The following is a 21,066-nucleotide window of genomic DNA, read 5'->3' as shown; positions in this document are numbered from 1 at the left end:
TCGAGGGGGTGCGGTGTCCGTTGCTGCTGAAGCGATCCCGCCGGGATCCCCGTGGTGGGTCTATGCCGCGACAAGCCTGGTTACCTTGCTGGTCGCTTACGTCGCCGCGAAAAGTCCCGTTTGGGTCGAGAAGGCCAAAGGCCGGATCGGGAAAGCGCCCGATCCGCCGCCGACCGTGGAAAAGACCTCGGCCGGTGAATCCATCCTGCGTGAGTGGCGCGACGCCACTCAAGCCGACTTGGACGAGGCCGAACAAAAGAACGACCTACTACTGGGGCGGATCGATCAACTGCAGGGGCGGATTAGGCAACTCGAGGCGGAGCTGCACCGCCGGGGCTGGGACGGGAGGTTGGCGCCATGACGCGTCAGGAGCGTGACGACAAGCTCGCCGAGGGTTTGGCACTTGTGCGTGAAGGCGCGGACGAGTCCGCCGCCGTCACCGCGCGGCGTGAGGTGTGGCGCCACACTTGGCCGCGGCTGGCCGTGGCGGTAGCGCTGCTGTCGCTGGTGGTCTCCGCCGGTGCGGTGTGGGCCCTGACGGGGCTGTACGACACTCAGGCGAGCACGGATGCGGCGGTGTCGGTCCTGCGCACGCAGGCCAACGAAGCGAAGTCCGCCGGCGACCGCGCCAATGCCGAACTCCGTGCGCGCGGACAGGCGACCGTCGCGATCCCGCAACCAGGGCAGGCCCCGGACACAGACGTGATCGTCGGAGCCGCCACCGCGCGGGTGTTGGCGTCACTGCCCGATACCCGTCCAAGCGCGGCTGAACTCGGCGGCGCGATCGCCCGGTATTTCGCGGCGAACCCGCTGAGCCCGCCGGGCCCAACGCCGCTGCAGATCTCTACCGCGGTCGCTGGATATCTGGCCACCAGCCCGCCCCCCGCCGGTCCGCAAGGCGAGACCGGGCAACCAGGTCAACCGGGGAAAGCCGGTGAGCCCGGTTCGCCGGGGGCGAAGGGCGAGAAAGGGGATCCGGGCGACCCCGGCCGCCCACCCACTGCCGAGGAAATTCACTCCGCGTTCGCCGCCTACCTGCGCGACAACCCGGATGCGCTGTGTCCGCGCGGCGGAACGTTCGCGCAACTGGCCGTTTCCACCGGCGGTGGTGGCACAGCGGACGTCTTTACCTGCGTCGTGACCACCTATCCGAGCACCCCGCCGCCCGGCACCACCCCGTCACTCCCATCGAATTCCAGAAAGTGAGGACCTATGGCTAAACCCTGGTATCCGGCCTACTCCCTCGACATCCTGCTCGGTCAGGTCGACGCGATCGCGTCGGACCGCTCGCGCGCGTCCGACGGATCGATCGGCGACGCTGACCACTCGGCCCGATTCTCGGACCACAACCCGAACGACTACCGCAACAGCGCCGGGCGGTACCAGGTGTGCGCGCGGGACTTCACCCACGATCCCGGCGACCTTGACGGGCAGTGGCTCGCCGACCGGCTCACCACGCACGCTGACCCGCGGCTCAAATATGTGATCTGGAATCGGCGCATCTGGACACCCGGCAGCGGATGGAGGCCCTACAACGGGAAGAACCCGCACACCTCGCACGTGCACGTGTCCGTCGTCGCCGGTTCCCGCGCGGATTCCACCGTGTTGTGGAACCTCGGCGCCGCCGGCGCCCCGAACCCGCCCAACCCGCCCCGGCCCACCGGCCGCATTCTGATGACGGAGGACAACATGGCAACCCTGCCCGCTGCGATGGGTGAGAACGAGGAAGTTCTCGCCGTCCCGCCGAACGCTGACGTGAGTCTCATCCTCGCGTCCAAGTCCGTGATCCACGGCGGTCACATTTACAACTGGAGCGCCGTTCCCGGTCAGGGCACCGGCGGTGACCCGGTTCGGTGGCGTACCGAGATCAAGGAAGGCGAGGTGATCCCGATTCCGCGCGGCACGACCAAGGTCCACCTGCGGTACTCGTGTGCCTCGCCCGTGTCGGTGTTCATTCAGGCGATCGCGTGACCGCGCAGCACGGTGGCCCGGTCGACGAACCCGGCCTCGGCGCCCGGCTCGTCGCCGTCGCCCGCCGGTTCTGGAAACTGATCGGCGCCGTCGCCGGTGGCGCGACCGGGGTCGGGATCGCGTCCATCCTCGACGCCGTCGGGTTCGACGTCGGCCCGTCCGGCGCGGCCGGTATCGCCCTGGTCCTCGCCGCCATCGGAACATGGCGGGCACCGCGGAACACGACCGACCTCACTGAGTGGCTCGATGACCTGCAGGCCCACATCGCCGCACAGGGCGGCGACCCCGCCCGACTGCAGGACGTCATCGACGACCCGCCCCCGCGCACCTGACCACACCCTCGGCCGCCCCGCGCCGCCCGTTCCGACGGGCAGCGCGGGGCGGCCGCTTTCATGCCCGGCGCTGTCGGCCCCGCGCCGGGTCGACCGCCGGGCGGTTCAGCCGACCCGCCACCAATAGATGATCACGCGCAGCTCCCGTCACAATTCTTGTTCCCGCATTCGCAAGGGATGTCCGGTAATTCGGTGCCGTAGTTCGCGAGGTGCTGCGCTTTCTGTTCGTCGGTGTAGTTGCCATCCTGCGATGTTCCGTCGGGGTTAGCCTTCATTGCCACTTTCGTATTTCGGTTTTTCCGGATAGGGGTTGCCGGGGGCGGGACACTTGCCACCCCGCCCCCGGCGCCCGCCGCCAATCGCATGCCTGTGAGCGGCGACGGGCAGTTGTCGGGCCCGGTGCTACCAGGCCCCCCGCCGTCGGGAACACGGCCAACGACGGGGTGTTAGGTGCCCGGTCAGCCCATAAGCCCTGGGGAGGACGACTGACCGGGCGGCCCGACGTCGCTCGAGGGATTGCGCGACGCCGGGAGTTTCTTCGGGGCGGTCAGGCTGGTGACGGCATCTCGCCGTGGCCTGCCACCGGTCGGGTGAGCGACACGTGGCCGCCGTGTATCCGCACGTCGCCGTTGTCGAGTGCGTAGTACAGGTAGCCCCGGTCGGTGAATTCCTCCGCGTTGACCCCGCCGGCGCCGACGAGGATCTCGGCGGACCCGGCCCCGGCGCCCAACCCCAGAATCCACACACGCCCCGCGCCGACCTCGGCGAGGAAGTGTTCGTAACTGCCCACCTCGACCGCGGTCACGGCGAGTTGCCTTCCTGCGCTACAGGGTCGGTCAGGGTGTCGCCGGGATCGATCAGCTTGCCGTCGAGTTCGTGCGCCCGGTACATCAACGACGCACCTACCCGAGCAAGGTCGGTACCGACTTGGCGCAGCGCCGCGGCATACTCCGCGTCGTCCGGCTGCGACGAGAGCAGGGCGATAGTCACATCCCCAACCTCCGCGTTGACGCGCGCCAACCCGGCGAGCAGCTTTCGATCACGCTCGTGCACGGCTCGCCTCCCGTGCGCGCCGCCGCGCGTCCATGTGCGCCAACCGCTGCAGGTGTCCACAGTCCTCGCAGGCGCCCACCACGGCCCGGCGCCGCGCGTCGAGGCGCATCCGGCCGACCTCACCCACCTCATGCCCGACAGGCCACAGCCGCTGTCGCTCGCACCACGCAACCACGATCGTCGCCCACTCATCGGCGAGCCGCGCGACCGGATACAGGTGGGACGTTCCCGCGAACTGCCGCCACTCGTACTCATCCGCGACACACGGGACCTCAACAGGAGGCTCTACCCGGACGAGGCCGCGCCGACCGAACAGCCGGCGCCGCCCCGTGCAGCGATGCCTCACCACAACGGATCACCACCGTCGCGTGCGTCCTCGATCGCCTGCTTGAGCGCCGTCAACAGGCCCTCGACGAGCATCTCGTCGACAACGAGCCCACACACCCCGACCAGCAGGGCGGGAGAGGGACCCGTGGCGGTCTCCACTACGCCGGTCAAGATGTCGACCGGCTGCCCCGTGAGGCCAACACCGGTCAACTCCCGGACACGCCGCCACCCCTTCATGGTGGGGCGTGCGCAAGCCATCACCGGGCGTTCCGTCCGAGGCGTTCCGCGCCATCGCGAGCGGCATCAAGATTTGCCGCCAGCACGTCGCGCTGCTCAGGCTTGAGGATCAGCGTGGGACCGTTGCTGACCGCAAGAGCTACTCGGAAATGGTCGCTGTGGTCCCGCACGACACCGACCGTGATCAAGGCCGGTCGGCCATTGACGTCCCTGATCTTCTGCGGACGCTCGATCCGCCATCCCCGTGTAGTCACGGCGGAGAAACTAAGAGTGAGTGGCGACCGTTTGTGTCCCGATGGGACACAAACGGTCTACTTCACCCGGTTGGGGCAAGCCCCATACGCCATGCCAAACCTCGCAGGTTGCGGCCGGCCGCGTCGCGGCGTGCCGTGGGGAGAGCGTGCGAAACCGCCGCGCGAACGAATTGGTTGCGGTACACCTGCCCCGCCGCCAACGACTCGGCTTTCAGGAGCGCGCCTACTCCCTGATCGCGATGCTTACGGGTCTCCATCAGGCCGCGCCCGAAGTCCGTCCAGAACGCCGCCGCCCGCGCAGCGGAGATCGTCTCCGGACGTACCGTAGCCGCGATCTCGGCGACGCGAGGCCCATATCCCAGCTCGACGCCGATCGAAACGCGGAAGATGCCCGCGTTCGTTCGGCCAAACTGCATGATCCCTGCAGGCCATGGCGAAACGTCCGGCTCGATTCGCTCGGCGAGCGCGGCAGCTTCCGACAGATGGGTCTCGGCGAGATCGCGCTTACCTTGCGCTGCAGCGGCCAGTGCCGCGGTGAGGTTCGCCATACCCCGTGTCTCCAGCCGATCCGACGGCGCCCCATCAGCAGCTGACACGGCGAGTTCGTACTGTCGTGGTCGGTCCGAAGACGAGATGAAATGTGCCCGGCCCCAAGCCGCGACCGACTGCCACACCGGATCGTCCAGCAGTTCAGCTACTTGCTTCATTCGCTCCGCGGCCATCGACGGCATGCTCGGCACGCGAAGCCGTGCGGAAATGCTGCCTGCAACGTGATATGCGGTCAACAATGGCGCGAGAGCTTGGCGGCCGATTGCCGGGTCGGCAGCGACCGCGAGAAGGTCACGAATCAGCGGTGCCAGCCTCGCGACTTGGGTCGGATAGTCTCCGGCACCGGCCTTTCCTGAACGGTTCCGCGAGTCGTGAAACGACATCAGATCGGATAGAACCTCTGGCAAGGGTCGACCGGGAGCGTCTGGAACCTCACCGACCCACCAGCCACTGAGTAGGTCGCCTAGCGTGTTCGCGGCATCGTATGACTCGACTGTCGCACGCCCTGCCCTTTCGGGAACGCCGGTGAACTCGCCCGGATCAACTCGCAATGCGAGCGCCAATGCCTCGAGCGTTTGCCGGTTATTCACCGGTCGCTCGCCTCGCTCTACCTTGGCCACAAAGCCGTAGGAGAGCCCGGCAAGGTCGGCAGTCGTGCGGACGCTCAGGTCGCGCCATTTCCGAATCTCTCGGACTCGGGCGCCAAATCGCCGGAGTTCGTCAGACCGGCCGTCAGGTTTGGTCGAGTCGGACATGCTGCATCCCTCATTCGCGGAGTCGCCCCCTTCGCGTGCCCCCGGTGGCCAAACCGGGGGCTTCCCTCCGCGAAGAGGTACAGCACCCACGATACTGCACAGCCTCGCTACAGAGAGTCGCGACGACTGGACAGGATGGAGTGGCGAGACCTCGACTAGATGCCGTACTTCCACGCGGTGAGCGAGTGCGCGGAGTACCAGCAGCCGAACAGGACGAACGCTCCGGCCGCGGCGACCGCCGTTGACGGGCGACGTTTCGCGAGGCCGACGGCGATGGGCAGCAGCAGCACGAACGCGGGCAGCAAAAAACGCGCCCGCATCTGAGGGAACCCGGCGGTGCCGATCGCGAGGACGGCGACGCCGATCCCGTACGCGACCAGCGACCACGGCAACCGGTTGGCGATCATGACCACACCGAGGACCACCGCGGCGACCGTCACGAACAACACCAGCGTCTCGAACCGGCTGCCCTCACGGGTGAGCAGCCGCACCGTGTACTCGGCAGCCTCGCGCCCGAAGTCCCACTCAACGCCCCACCCGCGCCGCTCGATGTCCTGCCACCCGGTCAGGCTCCCCGTCCGCACTGCGACGAACGACCAGTAGCCGGCCAACCCAGCGGGCGCGATCGCCGCCCATCCCAACAGCCGCCACCGCTCGCGGCCGCGACCGCGCACGGCAGCGAGCACCGCGGCGACCACCACGACGGCGACCAGGACGACCGCGGTTGACCGGGTCAGCCCGGCGAATACGCAGCACACCGCGGCCATGCCGAACCGGCGCTCGAGCACCCCGACCAACGACCACGCGGCGAGCGCCACAAACAGGCTTTCCGTGTACACCATCGACTGCGTGATCGACATCGGCGCGCCCGCCCACAACACGACGAGGACCAGGCCCACGCGCTGCCCGCCGACACGTTCGCCGATGCGCTGCAGGCCGCACGCGGCGACGACGCCGGCGACCGTCGACACGATCAACCCGGCCGCTAACAGCGGCAAGCCAATCTCGCCGAGTACCCGCATGGCGCCGGGGTACAGCGGGAAGAAACCCATTGGCGCAGCAGGGAAAAGCTCCCCCGCTGCGTCGAGAGGTTCGGCCACGCCGGTGTAGTTGTGCTCGGCGATCTGCAGGTACCACCAGCCATCCCACGCGCTCAGCCGCTCGAGCAGCGGCAGGTCGCGCGGCGCCGCCATCACGGCGAGCATCGCCACGCCGAGGGCGCGCACCGCCAGGTAAGCCGCGACGGCGCGGAGGTACGGCGCCCGCGCGAACCGGGCGACCGGCGGGTCGGTGACAACGGCCAACGCCGGCCGAACACGCGGCCGGTAGAGGTCGAACGCGAGCATGTTTGCCCCAGATCTGCCCCAGATTCGGGGCTCCGGTGCTGGTCAGCGCGGTTCTGTACCCACCATAATTACGTCGCCGAAGAGACCTACGACGGCGTCGATCTGCTGGTGACCCGTAAGGGCGCGATCCGCGCGGGTTCGGGCGACCTCGGGATCATCCCGGGCAGCATGGGTACCGGTTCGTACATCGTGCGTGGCCTCGGGAACGCGTCGTCCTTCCAGTCCGCGTCGCACGGCGCGGGCCGCCGGATGTCGCGGAACAAGGCCAAGAAGCTGTACACCGCAGAAGACCTCGTCGCGCAGACCGCCGGGGTGGAATGCCGCAAGGACTCCGGGGTGGTGGACGAGATCCCGGCCGCGTACAAGGACATCGAAACGGTGATCAAGGCGCAGACCGACCTCGTCGAGGTGGTCGCGCACCTGAAGCAGGTCGTCTGCGTGAAGGGCTGAACCGTGGGTGGTATGCCGGGAACCCGACATACCACCCACGTTCTCGCTACTCTGGTCATCATGAAGAGGTTGGGAATCGCGGCGCTCCTGGCGGCCGCCGGACTCGCGCTGGCGGGCTGCAGCGAGGTCACGAACGCGGTCGATCAGACGAACAAGGCCGCGACGAAGGTCGGCGCCTGCGCCGAGGCGCTCAGCCTCGTCGACCTCAATCCGGACCCGGCGACGATCAAGGAGCGGGCCGCGGACAAGGAGAAGCGCCTGCGCGAGCTGGCGACCAGCGTCGGCGAGCAGAACGTGGCGAGCGCGCTCACCGGCATGGCCGACTCGTACCTGCAGGTCCAGAAGGAGAACATCCAGGACGCGGGCAAGGTCGCGGACTGGACCAAGCGCAACCTCGATCGGGTCGACGCCCTCCGCAAGGTCTGCGCCTAAACCCCGCATTTCGTCCTCTAGTTGCGGTAGTTCGAGAGCGAACCACCGCAACTAGAGGACGAATTGCGTCAGGGGGAGGTGAGCGCGGGTACCGGGGCGGCAGGGGTGCGGGAGCGTCGCCAGAAGAGGCCGAGTGACGCGATCGCCAGCGCGCCCACCGCCGACGCCGCGAACCCCCAGCCCGGGCTGGAGTGGTCGATCACGAACCCGATGATCGGGCTCCCGATCGCCAGCCCGATCCGGCCGGCCGCGTCCAGCAGTCCCATCGCCTCGCCGCGCACCCGGGGTGGCGCCGCGGCGCTGACCGTTTCCGTGCTCGCCGCCAGCGTCGGGGCGCACAGCACGTTGCTCGGGAAGAGCACGATCGCCAGCAGCCACCACGGGTGGTCGACCAGCCCGACCGGCAGCGTGAGCACCGCGAGCAGCACCATCAGCGTGCCCTGGGAAAGCGACCGCCGGACCGCCCCGTGTATCGCCCCGCCGAGGACGGAGGCGATGCACATCACCGTGATCAGCAGCCCGGACCAGGCGATGTCGCCACTCGCGCGCACCGTCGCCAGTGCGGCCAGTTCCATGCCGACCAGGCAGAACAGCGCGCCGGCGGCGATGAACATCGCCATCACGAGCCGTCCGGTGAGCCAGCTCCGGACGGTCGGCCGCTCGCCGGTGAACACCTCGGCGTCGGCCTCGGCGCGGATCGGCGGGTTCATCCGGTAGATCAGCGTCGCCGAAAGCGCGAAGCAGATTCCGATGCCGGTGAGCGCGTAGACCGCGGGCAGTTGGGTGATCGCCATGATCCCGGCCGACGGCCCGATCATGAACGACGCCTCCACCAGGATCGTGTCCAGCGAGTAGGCCGCCCGTCGCTGCTCCAGCGGCACGAGCGCGGTGAGCACCAGCCGTGCGAGCGTCCCGGCGGGCACCGACAGCACCCCCGCGGGAAGCGCGACCACCAGCAGCACCTGATACGGCAGATGCGGTGCGCTGATCCAGAAAGTCGTCGAGACCAGCCCGCAGATCGCGACCACCGGCCGCAGCCCATAGCGGTCGACGTACCGGCCGACGAGCGGCGCACCGAACGCGCTGCCGAGCGTGGTGGCCGCGCCGATCAGTCCGGCCGCGCCGTAGCCGCGGCCGAGGTCGGTGACCACGTACAGCGTCATCGTCACGCCCATGGCCGTCATCGGGAGCCGGGCCAGGAACATCAGCAGCATCGAGCTGGGAACTCCGGGCACGGCCAACACGCGACGGTACGGAGCGAGGGCCATAAGTCCGATGAGAACTCAACTTGGTACGCGTGTGCAACTTTATTTCGCCGTGGCGGCAGCACCCGATTCACAGTGTTTTCTTGACTGATTCCAGAATAAGCGAGAGAGTGGACGTACCACCACCAAACAGGAGGCACCTGCGTGACCTTGCCGACCACGAACAACGTGGGCATCCCCGTCGCGAGCGACAACGACTCGCTGACACTGGGCGCCAACGGCCCGATCCTGCTCCAGGACCACTACCTGATCGAGAAGAACGCGCAGTTCAACCGCGAACGCGTGCCCGAGCGCGTCGTACACGCCAAGGGTGGAGGCGCGCACGGCTTCCTCGAGGTCACCGAGGACGTCAGCCAGTTCACGAAGGCCGCGCTGTTCCAGCCGGGTGTGCGCACCGAGAGCCTGGCCCGTTTCTCGTCGGTCGCCGGGGAGAACGGCTCACCCGACACCTGGCGTGACCCGCGCGGTTTCGCGCTGAAGTTCTACACCTCCGAGGGCAACTACGACCTCGTCGGCAACAACACCCCGGTGTTCTTCATCCGCGACCCGATCAAGTTCCCGGACTTCATCCACTCGCAGAAGCGCCGGGCCGACAACCACCTGCGTGACCACGACATCCAGTGGGACTTCTGGACGCTTCGGACCGAGTCGGCGCACCAGGTCACCTGGCTGATGGGCGACCGCGGTATCCCGTCGAACTGGCGCGAGATGGACGGCTTCGGCTCGCACACCTACCTGTGGGAGAACGCCGGCGGCGAGAAGTTCTGGGTCAAGTACCACTTCAAGACCGACCAGGGCATCGGCTACCTGCCGCAGGCCGACGCGGACCGCATCGCGGGCGAGGACTCGGACTACTACATCCGTGACCTGTTCAAGAACATCGAGAAGGGCAACCACCCGAGCTGGACGCTGTACGTCCAGGTCATGCCCTACGCCGAAGCGGCGGACTACCGCTTCAACCCGTTCGACCTGACCAAGGTGTGGCCGAAGGGCGACTACCCGCTGATCAAGGTCGGCCGCTGGGTGCTCGACCGCAATCCCGCGAACTACTTCGCGGAGATCGAGCAGGCCGCGTTCGAGCCGTCCAACCTGGTGCCGGGCATCGGCCCGTCGCCGGACAAGATGCTCCAGGGCCGCCTGTTCGCGTACCCGGACGCGCACCGCTACCGGATCGGCGCGAACTACACCCAGCTGCCGGTCAACGCGCCGAAGTCCCCGGTGAACAGCTACTCGCGCGACGGCGCGATGCGCTACAACAACCCGGGCGACCCGGTGTACGCGCCGAACTCCTATGGCGGCCCGCACGCCAGCGCGGAGATCGGCTCCGAGACCGCGTCGAGCTACGGCGTGGAGGACGAGGTCATCCGGTCGGCGTACAAGCTCCACGCCGAGGACGACGACTTCGGCCAGCCGGGCACACTCGTGCGCGAGGTGATGGACGACGAGCAGCGTGAGCGGCTCGCGAACAACATCATCGGCCACGCTTCGAACGACGTCTCGCAGCCGGTGCTCGAGCGCGTCTTCGAGTACTGGCGGAACGTCGACAAGGACCTCGGCGACAAGGTCGCGGACGCCTTCCGCAAGTAGAACGACCTCTCTTTCGAGAGGCTGCTCCCACCACCGGAACGCACCCGGCGCGCGTCATTCCCCGCGCCCCGGGTGCGTTTCCATGTCCCTGCTCGCAGGTGAAGCCGGGGACAACCCGAGTGGAGCAATGCGACACGCTTGTCCGACGGAGTGATGAAGCCAAACGATCATCGGTTACACCACTGTGGGTGAACGAACCGCACTGCCGTGTCGATCGGTCACGGGTGGTCATGAAAGAGTGCGAGAAAGATGATCTTCAGGGGGAGGAACAAGATTTCGACGTTAATCAATTATGGGAGTCTTCACTCGGAATGAATCCGGCAGGTAAGGGTTGGGAAACGGTTCAAACCGGTGATCGGGTGGTGTTCCTTCGATACGGCGGGTATCGATTTACCTCGGTAGGTCTCAGTGGCCAGGGAGGTGAGGAATGAAAGGCAGCATGGCCGGACGACTGCCGCGGTCGCCGCAGGCAAGCGCTACCGGATCCAGACCGACACCCCGGACCTGCCCGGACCGCTGAAGACCGTCAATGACCTGGTGAAAGCCCTGCTCGGCGGACTACCTGTCCCGCCGCTGCCGGTTCCACTCCCCGCGCCCTGGACCGCGGGAGTCGTCTGGTTCGCCGTGCAGGGCGGCGGGCCACGATATGGGGGGCCGGGACCCGGGTGTGGAAATTCCTCCGCACCCGGGTCCCGGCCGTGTTCGGCTGTCGCGCGGTGAAGTCCCGATCGGGCGCGGAGTGCCCTGAGGAAGCCTCGCCGTTCGCTATTTCGGAGCGAGCCCGAGCCGCAGAGCGCCCGCCGCTTCGGCCGTCGCCTCGCGGAACCGCTGCCCGACGCCGAGGAAATTGATGTACCCGTGGATCAGGTCCGGCTGGCGACTGAGGGCCACCGGGACCCCGGCTTTCCGCAATTTCTCCGCGTAAGCCTCACCTTCGTCGCGAAGCGGGTCGAAACCGGCCGTCGCGATATACGCCGGTGGCAGTCCGGAAACGTCGCCGTGCAGCGGGGAGAGTTTCGGGTTGTACAGATCGGTGCCCTTCGGCACGTAATGTCCTTCGAACCAGGTCATGTCGGAATCGGTGAGGAACAGGTCCTCCGCGAACAATTCCCGGGAACGGCGGCGCACGGTGAAATCGGTCGCCGGGTAGAACAGCAGCTGGAACGCCGGGACCCCGCTGCCGCGTTTCACCGCCTGTTGTGCGGTCACCGCCGCGAGGTTCCCGCCCGCGCTGTCGCCGCCGACGGCGATGCGGGCCGGGTCGGCGCCCAGTCCCTGTGCCTTCGCGAAGGCGTACTCGAAGGCCGCGATCGCGTCTTCGGTGGCGCCGGGGAACCGCGTCTCCGGCGCGAGCCGGTACTCCACCGAAAGAACCCGCACGCCGGCCTGCTTCGCCAGATAGCGGACCGTGTTGTCGTGGGAGACGCGGCTGCCGACCACCCAGCCGCCGCCGTGAAAGAACACCAGCAGCCCGGACGGATCCGGCAGCCCGGCCGGGGTGTAGAGCGTGGCGGGCACGTCACCGTCGCCTGTCGGGATGAGCAGTTCCCTGGTGGCGACCGGCTCGATCGTCGGCCCGCTGACCAGGTGCCTGCTCGCCAGGAGCAGGCTGCGTGACTCTTCGACGCTTCCTCGAACCAGGGAAGCCTTCGCCAGCTTCTGCAGGCGAAGCAGGAGTTGGGCGTCGAGGGCCAGTTCCTGGCCGTCCAGGCGGAGCGGCGGTCCGGCGATGGCCCTTCTGGCAGGCCTCGGAAGCCAGAACGCCAGCTGCGAAAACGCGGCCTCGGCACGGATCTGGAGTGGTATCGCCATGCTTCCTCCTGAGGACTTCCCGTCAGGTTACTTTCGAGTAGGTATGCCGTCCAGCGGGAAATGGGGCCGTTGCGGCGAACGAGTGTGACTCAGGCCTCCATTCCTGATCCTGGTTCTCCACTCAAGTAGAGGGGTTAGCCTCGAAATCGTGACTTCGACGAACGCGGTTCATGTCCTCGGTATCGGCGGCTCCCTGCGGGACGGTTCCCAATCCGAGCGCGCGCTGCGCATCGCGCTGGGTGGCGCGGCGGAGGTCGGAGTCACCACCGAGCTGATCACGGGGCCTGGGCTGGTGCTGCCGTTTTACGACACCTCGTCGGAAGAGCGGCACGAACGGGCGGTGCGGCTGGTCGAGGCGATCCGCCGCGCCGACGGGATCATCGTGGTCTCGCCCGGCTACCACGGCGCGTTGTCCGGCCTGGTCAAGAACGCCCTGGACTACGTCGAGGACCTGCGCGACGACGCTCGCCCGTACCTCGACGGCCGCGCGGTCGGCCTCGCCGCCGTCGCGTACGGCTGGCAGGCCGCGGTCACCACGCTGGAGCAGCTGCGCACGATCACGCACGCGTTGCGTGGCTGGGCCACCCCATTGGGTGGTTCGATCAACTCCGCGGAGACGAAGTTCGACGAAGCCGACGGTGCCTCCGACGACAAGTCGGTCCGCACCCTTCGCCTGATCGGAAGCCAGGTCGCCGAGTTCGCGCTCGGTCGCGTCGCTCACTGATCGTTTGCTTCGGTCCTCGTCCGGGTAATTTCCGGGCGTGATGCCTGCCATGGGTGGCAAGGTTTCGCGGTGGCGGGACGTTGGCACCAGAGAGACGCTCAACGGGGCGTGTTTTGAGACCAGGAGGTAGGCGAAGAATGGCTGAGGCTCTGTACACCGCTGTGGCCACCGCTCGCGGCGACGGCCGCAACGGTGAGGTCACTTCCGCCGACGGCGTCATCGACGAGTCGCTGGCGATCCCGAAGGAGATGGGCGGGCCGGGCGGGGACAAGACCAACCCCGAGCAGCTTTTCGCCGCGGGCTATTCGGCCTGCTTCCACTCCGCGCTGCAGCTCGTCGCGCGCCAGGCCAAGGTGAAGCTGGACGGCTCGACCGTCACCGCCGAGGTCAGCGTGCTCAAGCAGGGCGCCGGCTTCGGCCTCGGCGTCGCGCTCAAGGTCTCACTGCCCGGCCTGGAGCAGGCGCAGGCCGACCAACTCGTCGAGCAGGCGCACCAGGTATGCCCCTACTCGAACGCGACCCGGGGCAACATCGAGGTCGCGCTGTCCGCGTCGGTCTGATCCCGCACGCGGCGGGTCCATTTCCCGAACCGGCTGATTTCTGAAAGGAAGACCGAAAATGGGCAAGTCCCCGATCCAGAGTCCGCTGAGCGAAGCCGACAGGGAGATCACCGGTAACGCCTTGCAGGCCACGCTGGTCGACCTCGTGGACCTGTCGCTGATCGCGAAGCAGGCTCACTGGAACGTCGTCGGCGCGAACTTCCGCAGCGCGCACCTGCAGCTCGACGAACTGGTCGCCACCGCGCGCCAGTACGTCGACGAGGTCGCCGAGCGCGCCAACGCCATCGGTATCTCCCCGAACGGCCAGGCCAAAGCCGTCGTGGAGAGTTCCGGCCTGCCGTCGTATCCCGACAACTGGCAGTCCGTCGAGTCCACCGTCGGCGCGATCGTCGACATCCTCGCGGCGCTGATCGAGCGGCTGCGCAAGCGTATCGACGAGACCGACAAGAGCGACCTGGTCACCCAGGACCTGCTCATCGCGATCACCCAGGAACTCGAGAAGGCGCACTGGATGTGGCAGGCCCAGCAGGCCTGACCCCTTCCACCTCGCGAGTGGTAAGGACGGTTCTGAGCGTCCTTACCACTCACGAGACGCTACTTTCGACCCATGGTGCTGCACAAGGGAACCGCGGCCGATCAGGCCACCGATTCGGACCGCAAGGGCGGGGCCAACCCGCTGCACGCCGGCGCGTACCCCGCGCTCGCCGCGAGCATCCGCCTGCCGCACGACTCCCTCGCCGAAGAGCCGCTCCCGCCCGACACCGCGCTCCAGCTGGTGCGCGACGAGCTGATGCTCGACGGTAACGCCCGGCTCAACCTCGCCACGTTCGTCACGACGTGGATGGAGCCGCAGGCCCGCGAGCTGATGGCCGAATGCGTCGACAAGAACATGATCGACAAGGACGAGTACCCGCAGACCGCGGAGCTCGAGCGTCGCTGTGTGAACATCCTCGCCGATCTGTGGCACGCGCCCGATCCCACCGCGATCATGGGTTGTTCCACCACCGGGTCGTCCGAGGCCTGCATGCTCGCCGGGATGGCGCTGAAGCGCCGCTGGTCGAAGCTGGGACGCACCGGGAAGCCGAATCTGGTGATGGGCGCGAACGTCCAGGTCTGCTGGGAGAAGTTCTGCGAGTACTGGGAGGTCGAGCCACGGCTGGTGCCGATGGAAGGCGACCGTTTCCACCTCACCGCGGACGAGGCGATCGCCCGGTGCGACGAGAACACCATCGGCGTCGTCGCGATCCTCGGGTCCACTTTCGACGGCAGTTACGAGCCGGTCGCCGAGATCGCCTCGGCACTCGACGGGCTCCAGGAACGGTCCGGCTGGGATATCCCGGTCCACGTCGACGGCGCTTCGGGCGCGATGATCGCGCCTTTCCTGGATCCGGAGCTGGTCTGGGACTTCCGCCTGCCGAGGGTAGCGTCGATCAACACTTCCGGGCACAAGTACGGGCTGGTCTACCCCGGCGTCGGCTGGGTGGTGTGGCGCGACAAGGCGGCGTTGCCGGAAGAGCTGGTCTTCAACGTCAACTACCTCGGTGGCGACATGCCGACATTCGCGTTGAACTTCTCGCGTCCCGGTGCCGAGGTGGCCGCGCAGTACTACACGTTCGTCCGGCTCGGGCGCGAAGGTTTCCGTGCTGTGCAACAGGCTTCGCGTGACGTGGCGACTCAGCTGGCCGACGGGATCGCGGAGCTGGGCCCGTTCGAACTGCTGACGCGCGGCGATCAGCTGCCCGTGTTCGCCTTCACGACGAGGGCAGACGTCGAGGGCATCGACGTCTTCGACGTGTCACGGTGGCTTCGCGAGCGTGGCTGGCTGGTCCCGGCGTACACGTTCCCGGCGCACCGGACCGATCTCGCGGTGCTGAGGATCGTGGTGCGCAACGGTTTCACGCACGACCTCGCGGATCTGCTGCTCGCCGACCTCCGGCGGCTACTGCCCGATCTCGATCACCGCCCGCGACCGCGGACCGCGTTCCATCACTGAGCCGGGTGCCTTGCGTCACGCCGGTTTTCCCGTGGCCCTACCGGCGCGTAACGTCGGGGGGTATGGGAGTCGCCGGAGACGAACGTCGTGCGTTGAGCCAGCTTTTCGAAGAGGTCGGCCCGAACGCGCCGACCCTGTGCACGGGCTGGAAGACGCGGGATCTCGCGGCACACTTGCTGGTGCGTGAGCGGCGGCCGGACGCGATGCCCGGGATCCTGGTGCCCGCGCTGGCGTCGTACACGCGGCGGGTGCAGGACTCCTTCGCCGCGCGGCCGTGGGCCGACGTCGTCGGCAAGGTGCGGTCCGGCCCCGCCTGGTTCTGGCCGACGTCGATCGGCGCGCTCGACGAGCTGACCAACAGCGCGGAGTTCCTGGTGCACCACGAGGACGTCCGCCGCGGGCAGCCCGGCTGGGAGCCGCGTCCTGCCGAGTCCTCGCGGGATGCCGCGGCGTGGAAATCGGCGAAGCAGGCGTCGAAGCTGAACCTGCGGAAATCGCCGGTCGGCGTGATCCTGAAGACCCCCGAAGGCCGCGAGGCGCGGGTGAAGGAAGGTCCCGACACGGTGACCGTGATCGGTGCGCCGATCGAGCTGCTGCTGTTCGTCTTCGGCCGCGACGCCGCCCGGCTCACCTTCGAAGGCGACGCCTACGCGGTGGACAGGCTCAGGAAGCACGACCGAGGGCTTTAGAGTTCGGCCATGCCGATGATCAGTGTTTCGATGTTCCCCGGTCGCACGGCCGAGCAGAAGCAGGCCCTCGTGCGCGAGGTGACCGACGCCTTCGCCCGCACCTGCGGCGGCGATCCCGAAGGTGTCTGGGTGACCATCAACGAGATCCCCGCCGAACACTGGGCGTCCGGCGGGACCCTCTTCTCCGAGCGCTGACCCAGCCGCCGATGCTATGAACGGACTTTTCGAGTTCTTGCGGGTCAGGCGGCTCTTCGCCGCTGTATGAGGCTGACGATGCAGGACTTGGGACGTTGAGTGTCCCAAGTCCTGCGTCGTCGCGGGTCACACCGTTGCGGAGCTTGGTCAACAGGAGTTCAGGGACTTTGCCGGGACCCTGACAGAGCTGTTATGAAAGGTCCGTTCACAACACGTCAGCGAAGCCCGACGGCCCGCAGCGCGAAGGACACCTCGATCGCCGTCTGCTTGACCGTCTCGGCGATCACCAGCGACCCGTGGCCCGCGTCGAAACGGTAGAACTCGAACGGCGTCTCCCGCTTCGCGAGCCTGTCGAGGTAGTTCTCGACCTGCCGGATCGGGCAGCGCGGGTCGTTGTCCCCGGCGAGTACCAGCACCGGCGCCGTCACGGCCTCGACGTAGGTGATCGGCGAGCATTCCCGGTATACCGCCGGCACCGTCTCCGGCGAACCGCCGAACAGCGCCCTGTCGAACGAGCGAAGCTGCTCCATCTCGTCCTCATACGCGGCGACGTAGTCCGCGACAGGCACTCCGGCGATCCCGGCCGCCCAGCGAGCGGGCTGGGTTCCCAGCGCCAGCAGGCTCAGGTAACCGCCCCACGAAGCACCGTTCACCACGCACTTCGCCGGATCCGTGAGTCCACTTTGGACGGCCCAGTCGTGTACGGCGGCGACGTCTTCGAGTTCGGTCAGGCCGGGACGGCCCTCGATGGCGTCACGCCAGGCCGAACCGTAGCCGGTCGAGCCGCGGTAGTTGACCTCGACGACGGCGAAACCGGCGTCGAGCCAGACGGCACGGTAAGCGGAGAACCGGTCCTCGTCGGCGGAATGCGGCCCGCCGTGCAAGGAGAAGACCGTCGGGAGCGGGCCTTCCGGCGCGTCGGCCGGACGGGACACCAGCGCGTGGATCTGCCCGCCGATCCCGTCGACGAACGCGTCGGTGACCGGCGCGGATTCCGGCGCCCGCTCGCCCGGCGGTTCGAGGAGCACCGAGTCGGCGCCGTCGACGGTCCGCGCGCGCACCGCCGTCGGCTGCGCGGCACTGGACCACGAGTACTCGACCGTGCCGTCGGGTCGCACCCCGGCGCCGCCGATGCGGCCCGGCGGCGTGTCCAAAGAGGACAATTCGCCGTTCGAGAGGTCGTACCGGTGAAGGGAACTGCGGCCCTGGTGGAAGTGGACGACCAGCAGCGCGTGCGCGTCGGGATACCAGCCGGCGACCACCTCGCCGGGCAGGTCGAGTTCGATTTCCCGCTCGGTGTCGGCGGCGACGTCCCAGATCAGGAGTTCCTCGCGCCCGCGCCGCTCGTGCAGCACCAGCAACCGCTGGTCGCCCGCGACCGGCGAGAACTCCAGCGCGCCGAGGCCCTTGCCCTCGCCGTCCCATTTGTCGGCGACCGCGGCGAAGCCGTCGGTGGACAGGACGCGCAGCGCGGGGTGTCGCGAATCACCGTGCTCGGAATGGGAGATCGCGAGCCGGGACTCGTCACGGGACAGCGACGCGATCCCGGCGTCGTCGTCATGCCGGTAGAAGCTCGTGGTCTCCCCGTCGATGTGCGCGAAGAGTTCGCTGCCGTCGTCGGTCGAGACACCGACGGCGACCACGCGGGTGCCGATCTCGAGTCCGGCGGGGTAGCCGTCGTGGACGTCCGGCACCGCGCGCTCGGCGGCGGCCCCCGGGGTGAACGGTTCGCGGACCCAGGAACCGAATTCGTCGCCGTCCGTGTCGTCGAACCACCAGATCCAGTGGCCGTCGGGGGACGGGGTCGCGTGCATGGTCCCGGCGGGCCGGTCGGTGACGCGGCGATGCTCACCGGTCGCACGGTCCCAGGAGTACACCTCCCAGACGCCGCTGGCGTTGGAGACGTAGACGTTCGCGTCCGGGGCGTCGATGGCCCACTCGGGGACCGAGATACGCGGCGCGCGGAAGCGGGCCCGCCACCTTGCCTCGGCTTCGGCGTCGTCGAACAGGCGGTCCGGGACCGCCGCGGACGGATATTTGTTGCCTGGCTGCGTGCTCACCCCTCGATCCTGCCACTCCGGAGCCGTACTGTGTGCGGGGTGCTGGAGGGAAACGCGCCGCGCGCCGCGGTGTCCGCGCGGTCAGCGCGCCAGGCGGTCGAACGGGCCGTGTTCGCGCAACCGCTGTTCGGGCCGGGGATGGGGGTTGTCGACGTCGGCTGCGGGCCGGGTTCGATCACCCTCGGTATCGGTGCCGGGCACAGAAAGTCCACAGTGGACTTTCTGGCCGCGGACGCGTGCGCGCTGCCGTTCGCCGAGGCTTCGGTGGATGTGATCTTCGCGCACGCCGTCTTCGAGCATCTGAAGGAACCTGGCGCCGCTCTGGCGGAGATCTGGCGGGTACTCAAACCGGGCGGCTCCCTCGCACTGTCCACATCGGACTGGAGTCGGGCACGGCTCCGGCCGAAGACGGCGAACGTCGACGCCGCCCTCCGCGGGCACTATCTGCTGTGCCGCCGCGCGGGTGGCGACCCGTTCGCCGGACGAGCGATCCCCGCCGCGGTCACCGCCGCCGGTTTCACCGACGTGCGAACGAAAACCCGCTACCGCACGGACTCGACGTACCGGGCGTTGGCGACCTACGTGGAGGCACGGCTGGTGACGGCACTGGAAACCGCGACGACCCCGGACCGCGACCAACTCGCTTCGGCCGCCCGCTCGGCCTGGTCCTGGGCGCGATCCGGCGATGGTGACTTCGCCCAGTGCTGGACGGAGCTTCTGGCCACCCGGTGATGTCGGGCCACGCCTCACTGGCGCTCGCTGGCGCTCTTTCGCGCTCGCCGGTGTCCCCAATGCCTCATTGGGGGCACTCAGCGTCTCGAATGAGGGATTGGGAACCCTACGGCGAGTGGCGGGCCCCGGTTGTCCACACCCACCCGCCGTTGTGGACAACCAGCCCCGCCGCCCCCTCTTTCGCCCAGTCCCGACGCCCCTCACCGATACGCTGGGTCCGGGGTCGCCCCCCTGGGAGCGGCGGGGGCTGCCCGCGTGCTTTCGGTGAGGCGGGGTGCAATGTCGCCCGCTGGCTGGGCTCAGGGCCGCTGATGTCCCCAATCGCACATTGGAGACGTTGAGCGTCCCCAATGCCGCATTGGGGACATCGAGCTATGTTCGGCGAAAGCCTTGGCGGCACGAAGCGCCCTGGGGGACACCAAGGCCCATCTCAAGCAAAGTTGCCCCGCGACGCGAAAGAGCCTTGCTCGCAAACGTGCGAGCAAGGCTCTTTCGATCCAACGTCGGGGTGGCGGGATTCGAACCCACGACCTCCTCGACCCGAACGAGGCACGCTACCAAGCTGCGCCACACCCCGGATACTTCTTAGCGGGTCGAGGAGAAGTTTAGCGGACGGTGTTTCGGGCTTTGCGGGGGGATGCTTTCCGGTGATCGGCGCTGGTCGTACCCCGTGGGACCAGCGTCAGCAGGCTGGCCTCGGGAGGGCAAGCGAAGCGGGCGGGGGCGTACGGCGAGGTGCCCAGTCCGGCGGAGACGTGGAGCCACATCTGGGCTCCCCAGCGGGACGCGCCCCGCGCACGGGCGCGGTCGAGTTCGCAGTTGGTGACGACGGCGCCGTAGCCGGGCACGCGGAGTTGCCCGCCGTGGGTGTGGCCCGCGAGGACGAGGTCGTAGCCGTCTCCGGCGAACTCGTCGAGGACGCGAGGTTCCGGGGAGTGGGTGACGCCGATGCGGACCGCGGCGCCCGTGTCGGCGGGGCCTGCGATGTCGGCGTAGCGGTCGCGGCGGAGGTGGGCGTCGTCGACGCCGGCGGTGAAGACGTACTGGTCGGCGACCTCGATGGTGCGCCGGACGTGGGTCAGGTCGTCCCAGCCGTGTTCGACGAAGGCCGCGCGGAGGTCGCGCCACGGCAGGTGTTCGCCGTGGATCCGCTTCTTCTTGCCTTTTGGCATGAGGTAGCGCGCGGGGTTCTTCGGTTTCGGTGCGTAGTAGTCATTGCTGCCGAAGATGAACACTCCGGGCCGGTTGAGCAGAGGGCCGAGTGCGCGCAGCACGGACGGGACGGCCTGCTGATGTGACAGGTTGTCACCGGTGTTGACGACGAGGTCCGGTTCGAGTTCGTCGAGCGCGGCTACCCAGCGTTGCTTGCTCACATGACCGGGGAGCATGTGCAGGTCCGAGATGTGGAGGATCGTGAAGGGCTTCGCCCCTGCCGCGAGGACCGGGAGCTCCGCGGTGCGAAGCGTCCACCGGCGCCTTTCGATCCCGACCGCGTAACCGAGGGTCGCGGCTCCCAGGGCGACGGTTCCCACGGCCAAGTGCCGTACCGTCTTTCCCGAACTGCTGCTGTTACTGAGCGTGCTCACACTGTCCAGTTTACGTGCTCGTCCGGGGTGATCGTTCGCCCCCATTCCGGCGATGGCGAAAAATCGCTGGAATGGCCTCTTTTCTTCACTTTCCGTGGTCGGAGCGGGGTGTGGGGATCAGGTGACATGATTCCGTCGATCGCCGTTCCCCGTTAGG

At 68.1% G+C, this 21,066-nt stretch carries 24 protein-coding genes, 1 tRNA gene and 1 pseudogene; 15 read left to right on the top strand and 11 right to left on the bottom strand.

The window, feature by feature from the left end; genetic code table 11:
• Positions 1–13: 13 nt before the first annotated feature.
• From ACM6LR_RS05650 to ACM6LR_RS05635, 4 genes are read left to right on the top strand one after another with little or no spacing between them, the layout of a single operon-like run.
• Entirely contained in the window at positions 14–361 is a 348-nt protein-coding gene (locus ACM6LR_RS05650; RefSeq protein WP_414943299.1) for a hypothetical protein, read from the top strand.
• Positions 358–1,206, top strand: a complete 849-nt coding sequence (locus ACM6LR_RS05645; RefSeq protein WP_414943298.1) for a hypothetical protein — start codon at positions 358–360, stop codon at positions 1,204–1,206. Before ACM6LR_RS05650 ends, ACM6LR_RS05645 begins: the two co-directional genes overlap by 4 nt.
• A 6-nt stretch (positions 1,207–1,212) precedes the next feature.
• On the top strand, positions 1,213–1,971 hold the full coding sequence (locus ACM6LR_RS05640) for a hypothetical protein (protein WP_414943297.1): 759 nt from the start codon (positions 1,213–1,215) through the stop codon (positions 1,969–1,971).
• On the top strand, positions 1,968–2,303 hold the full coding sequence (locus ACM6LR_RS05635; RefSeq protein ID WP_414943296.1) for a hypothetical protein: 336 nt from the start codon (positions 1,968–1,970) through the stop codon (positions 2,301–2,303). The genes ACM6LR_RS05640 and ACM6LR_RS05635 overlap by 4 nt, the downstream gene beginning before the upstream one ends.
• 547 nt (positions 2,304–2,850) lie before the next feature.
• Here the strand turns inward: ACM6LR_RS05635 and ACM6LR_RS05630 are convergent.
• The 6 genes from ACM6LR_RS05630 to ACM6LR_RS05605 all read right to left on the bottom strand — a co-directional run bounded on the left by ACM6LR_RS05630 (position 2,851) and on the right by ACM6LR_RS05605 (position 6,824).
• Positions 2,851–3,108, bottom strand: coding sequence for a hypothetical protein (locus ACM6LR_RS05630; RefSeq protein ID WP_414943295.1), 258 nt, complete (start codon positions 3,106–3,108; stop codon positions 2,851–2,853).
• On the bottom strand, positions 3,105–3,356 hold the full coding sequence (locus ACM6LR_RS05625; RefSeq protein WP_414943294.1) for a hypothetical protein: 252 nt from the start codon (positions 3,354–3,356) through the stop codon (positions 3,105–3,107). Before ACM6LR_RS05625 ends, ACM6LR_RS05630 begins: the two co-directional genes overlap by 4 nt.
• A gap of 342 nt (positions 3,357–3,698) precedes the next feature.
• Positions 3,699–3,854 carry a hypothetical protein gene (locus tag ACM6LR_RS05620; RefSeq protein WP_414943293.1) on the bottom strand — a complete coding sequence of 52 codons (156 nt, stop codon included), beginning with the start codon at positions 3,852–3,854 and terminating at the stop codon, positions 3,699–3,701.
• Between the two features lie 86 nt (positions 3,855–3,940).
• Positions 3,941–4,174 carry a hypothetical protein gene (locus ACM6LR_RS05615; RefSeq protein ID WP_414943292.1) on the bottom strand — a complete coding sequence of 78 codons (234 nt, stop codon included), beginning with the start codon at positions 4,172–4,174 and terminating at the stop codon, positions 3,941–3,943.
• A 62-nt stretch (positions 4,175–4,236) separates the two neighbouring features.
• The gene (locus ACM6LR_RS05610) at positions 4,237–5,478 is read right to left on the bottom strand and encodes a helix-turn-helix domain-containing protein (protein ID WP_414943291.1); all 1,242 of its coding nucleotides are present in this window, start codon (positions 5,476–5,478) and stop codon (positions 4,237–4,239) included.
• A 155-nt stretch (positions 5,479–5,633) separates the two neighbouring features.
• Entirely contained in the window at positions 5,634–6,824 is a 1,191-nt protein-coding gene (locus ACM6LR_RS05605) for a hypothetical protein (protein ID WP_414943290.1), read from the bottom strand.
• Between the two features lie 60 nt (positions 6,825–6,884).
• Here ACM6LR_RS05605 and ACM6LR_RS05600 point away from each other — a divergent pair.
• Positions 6,885–7,274, top strand: a pseudogene (locus ACM6LR_RS05600) (RtcB family protein); the annotation flags it as partial.
• A gap of 60 nt (positions 7,275–7,334) precedes the next feature.
• The gene (locus ACM6LR_RS05595; RefSeq protein ID WP_414936962.1) at positions 7,335–7,706 is read left to right on the top strand and encodes a hypothetical protein; all 372 of its coding nucleotides are present in this window, start codon (positions 7,335–7,337) and stop codon (positions 7,704–7,706) included.
• A 68-nt stretch (positions 7,707–7,774) separates the two neighbouring features.
• Here the strand turns inward: ACM6LR_RS05595 and ACM6LR_RS05590 are convergent, their stop codons facing one another.
• Positions 7,775–8,920: an MFS transporter gene (locus ACM6LR_RS05590; protein WP_414937130.1), complete on the bottom strand. Its 1,146-nt coding sequence runs from the start codon at positions 8,918–8,920 to the stop codon at positions 7,775–7,777.
• Positions 8,921–9,115: 195 nt separating this feature from the next.
• Here ACM6LR_RS05590 and ACM6LR_RS05585 point away from each other — a divergent pair, with 195 nt between their 5' ends.
• Together ACM6LR_RS05585 and ACM6LR_RS05580 are read left to right on the top strand one after the other, a co-directional pair.
• Positions 9,116–10,558 (top strand): catalase, encoded by a 1,443-nt coding sequence (locus ACM6LR_RS05585; protein WP_414943289.1) that lies wholly within the window; start codon positions 9,116–9,118, stop codon positions 10,556–10,558.
• 188 nt (positions 10,559–10,746) lie between these two features.
• A complete protein-coding gene (locus ACM6LR_RS05580; RefSeq protein ID WP_414943288.1) occupies positions 10,747–10,989 on the top strand; it encodes a hypothetical protein in 243 nt (80 codons plus the stop codon).
• Positions 10,990–11,323: 334 nt separating this feature from the next.
• On the opposite strand, the gene ACM6LR_RS05575 is transcribed toward ACM6LR_RS05580, so the two are convergent.
• On the bottom strand, positions 11,324–12,370 hold the full coding sequence (locus tag ACM6LR_RS05575) for an alpha/beta hydrolase (protein WP_414936964.1): 1,047 nt from the start codon (positions 12,368–12,370) through the stop codon (positions 11,324–11,326).
• A gap of 148 nt (positions 12,371–12,518) precedes the next feature.
• On the opposite strand from ACM6LR_RS05575, the gene ACM6LR_RS05570 reads away from it, so the two are divergent.
• The 6 genes from ACM6LR_RS05570 to ACM6LR_RS05545 all read left to right on the top strand — a co-directional run bounded on the left by ACM6LR_RS05570 (position 12,519) and on the right by ACM6LR_RS05545 (position 16,531).
• Positions 12,519–13,094: an NADPH-dependent FMN reductase gene (locus tag ACM6LR_RS05570; protein WP_414936965.1), complete on the top strand. Its 576-nt coding sequence runs from the start codon at positions 12,519–12,521 to the stop codon at positions 13,092–13,094.
• Positions 13,095–13,231: 137 nt separating this feature from the next.
• Positions 13,232–13,654 carry an organic hydroperoxide resistance protein gene (locus ACM6LR_RS05565; protein ID WP_414936966.1) on the top strand — a complete coding sequence of 141 codons (423 nt, stop codon included), beginning with the start codon at positions 13,232–13,234 and terminating at the stop codon, positions 13,652–13,654.
• A 58-nt stretch (positions 13,655–13,712) separates the two neighbouring features.
• A complete protein-coding gene (locus tag ACM6LR_RS05560; protein ID WP_414936967.1) occupies positions 13,713–14,189 on the top strand; it encodes a Dps family protein in 477 nt (158 codons plus the stop codon).
• Between the two features lie 72 nt (positions 14,190–14,261).
• Entirely contained in the window at positions 14,262–15,647 is a 1,386-nt protein-coding gene (locus tag ACM6LR_RS05555) for a glutamate decarboxylase (RefSeq protein WP_414936968.1), read from the top strand.
• A gap of 62 nt (positions 15,648–15,709) precedes the next feature.
• Positions 15,710–16,336, top strand: a complete 627-nt coding sequence (locus ACM6LR_RS05550; RefSeq protein WP_414936969.1) for a TIGR03085 family metal-binding protein — start codon at positions 15,710–15,712, stop codon at positions 16,334–16,336.
• Positions 16,337–16,345: 9 nt separating this feature from the next.
• Positions 16,346–16,531: a 2-hydroxymuconate tautomerase gene (locus tag ACM6LR_RS05545; RefSeq protein ID WP_414936970.1), complete on the top strand. Its 186-nt coding sequence runs from the start codon at positions 16,346–16,348 to the stop codon at positions 16,529–16,531.
• Between the two features lie 215 nt (positions 16,532–16,746).
• On the opposite strand, the gene ACM6LR_RS05540 is transcribed toward ACM6LR_RS05545, so the two are convergent.
• Positions 16,747–18,591 carry a prolyl oligopeptidase family serine peptidase gene (locus ACM6LR_RS05540; RefSeq protein ID WP_414943287.1) on the bottom strand — a complete coding sequence of 615 codons (1,845 nt, stop codon included), beginning with the start codon at positions 18,589–18,591 and terminating at the stop codon, positions 16,747–16,749.
• Positions 18,592–18,630: 39 nt separating this feature from the next.
• Here ACM6LR_RS05540 and ACM6LR_RS05535 point away from each other — a divergent pair, with 39 nt between their 5' ends.
• A complete protein-coding gene (locus tag ACM6LR_RS05535; protein WP_414936972.1) occupies positions 18,631–19,323 on the top strand; it encodes a methyltransferase domain-containing protein in 693 nt (230 codons plus the stop codon).
• A 503-nt stretch (positions 19,324–19,826) separates the two neighbouring features.
• Here ACM6LR_RS05535 and ACM6LR_RS05530 read toward each other — a convergent pair.
• A tRNA-Pro gene (locus tag ACM6LR_RS05530) sits at positions 19,827–19,900 on the bottom strand.
• Positions 19,901–19,928: 28 nt separating this feature from the next.
• A complete protein-coding gene (locus ACM6LR_RS05525; protein WP_414936973.1) occupies positions 19,929–20,909 on the bottom strand; it encodes a metallophosphoesterase in 981 nt (326 codons plus the stop codon).
• Positions 20,910–21,066: the final 157 nt, after the last annotated feature.

This window comes from Amycolatopsis sp. cmx-11-32, from assembly GCF_047608695.1.
In the GTDB taxonomy this organism is placed as follows: domain Bacteria; phylum Actinomycetota; class Actinomycetes; order Mycobacteriales; family Pseudonocardiaceae; genus Amycolatopsis.
The sequence above is the reverse complement of the archived record's forward strand: the minus strand, read 5'-3'. Positions and strand labels throughout refer to the sequence as shown.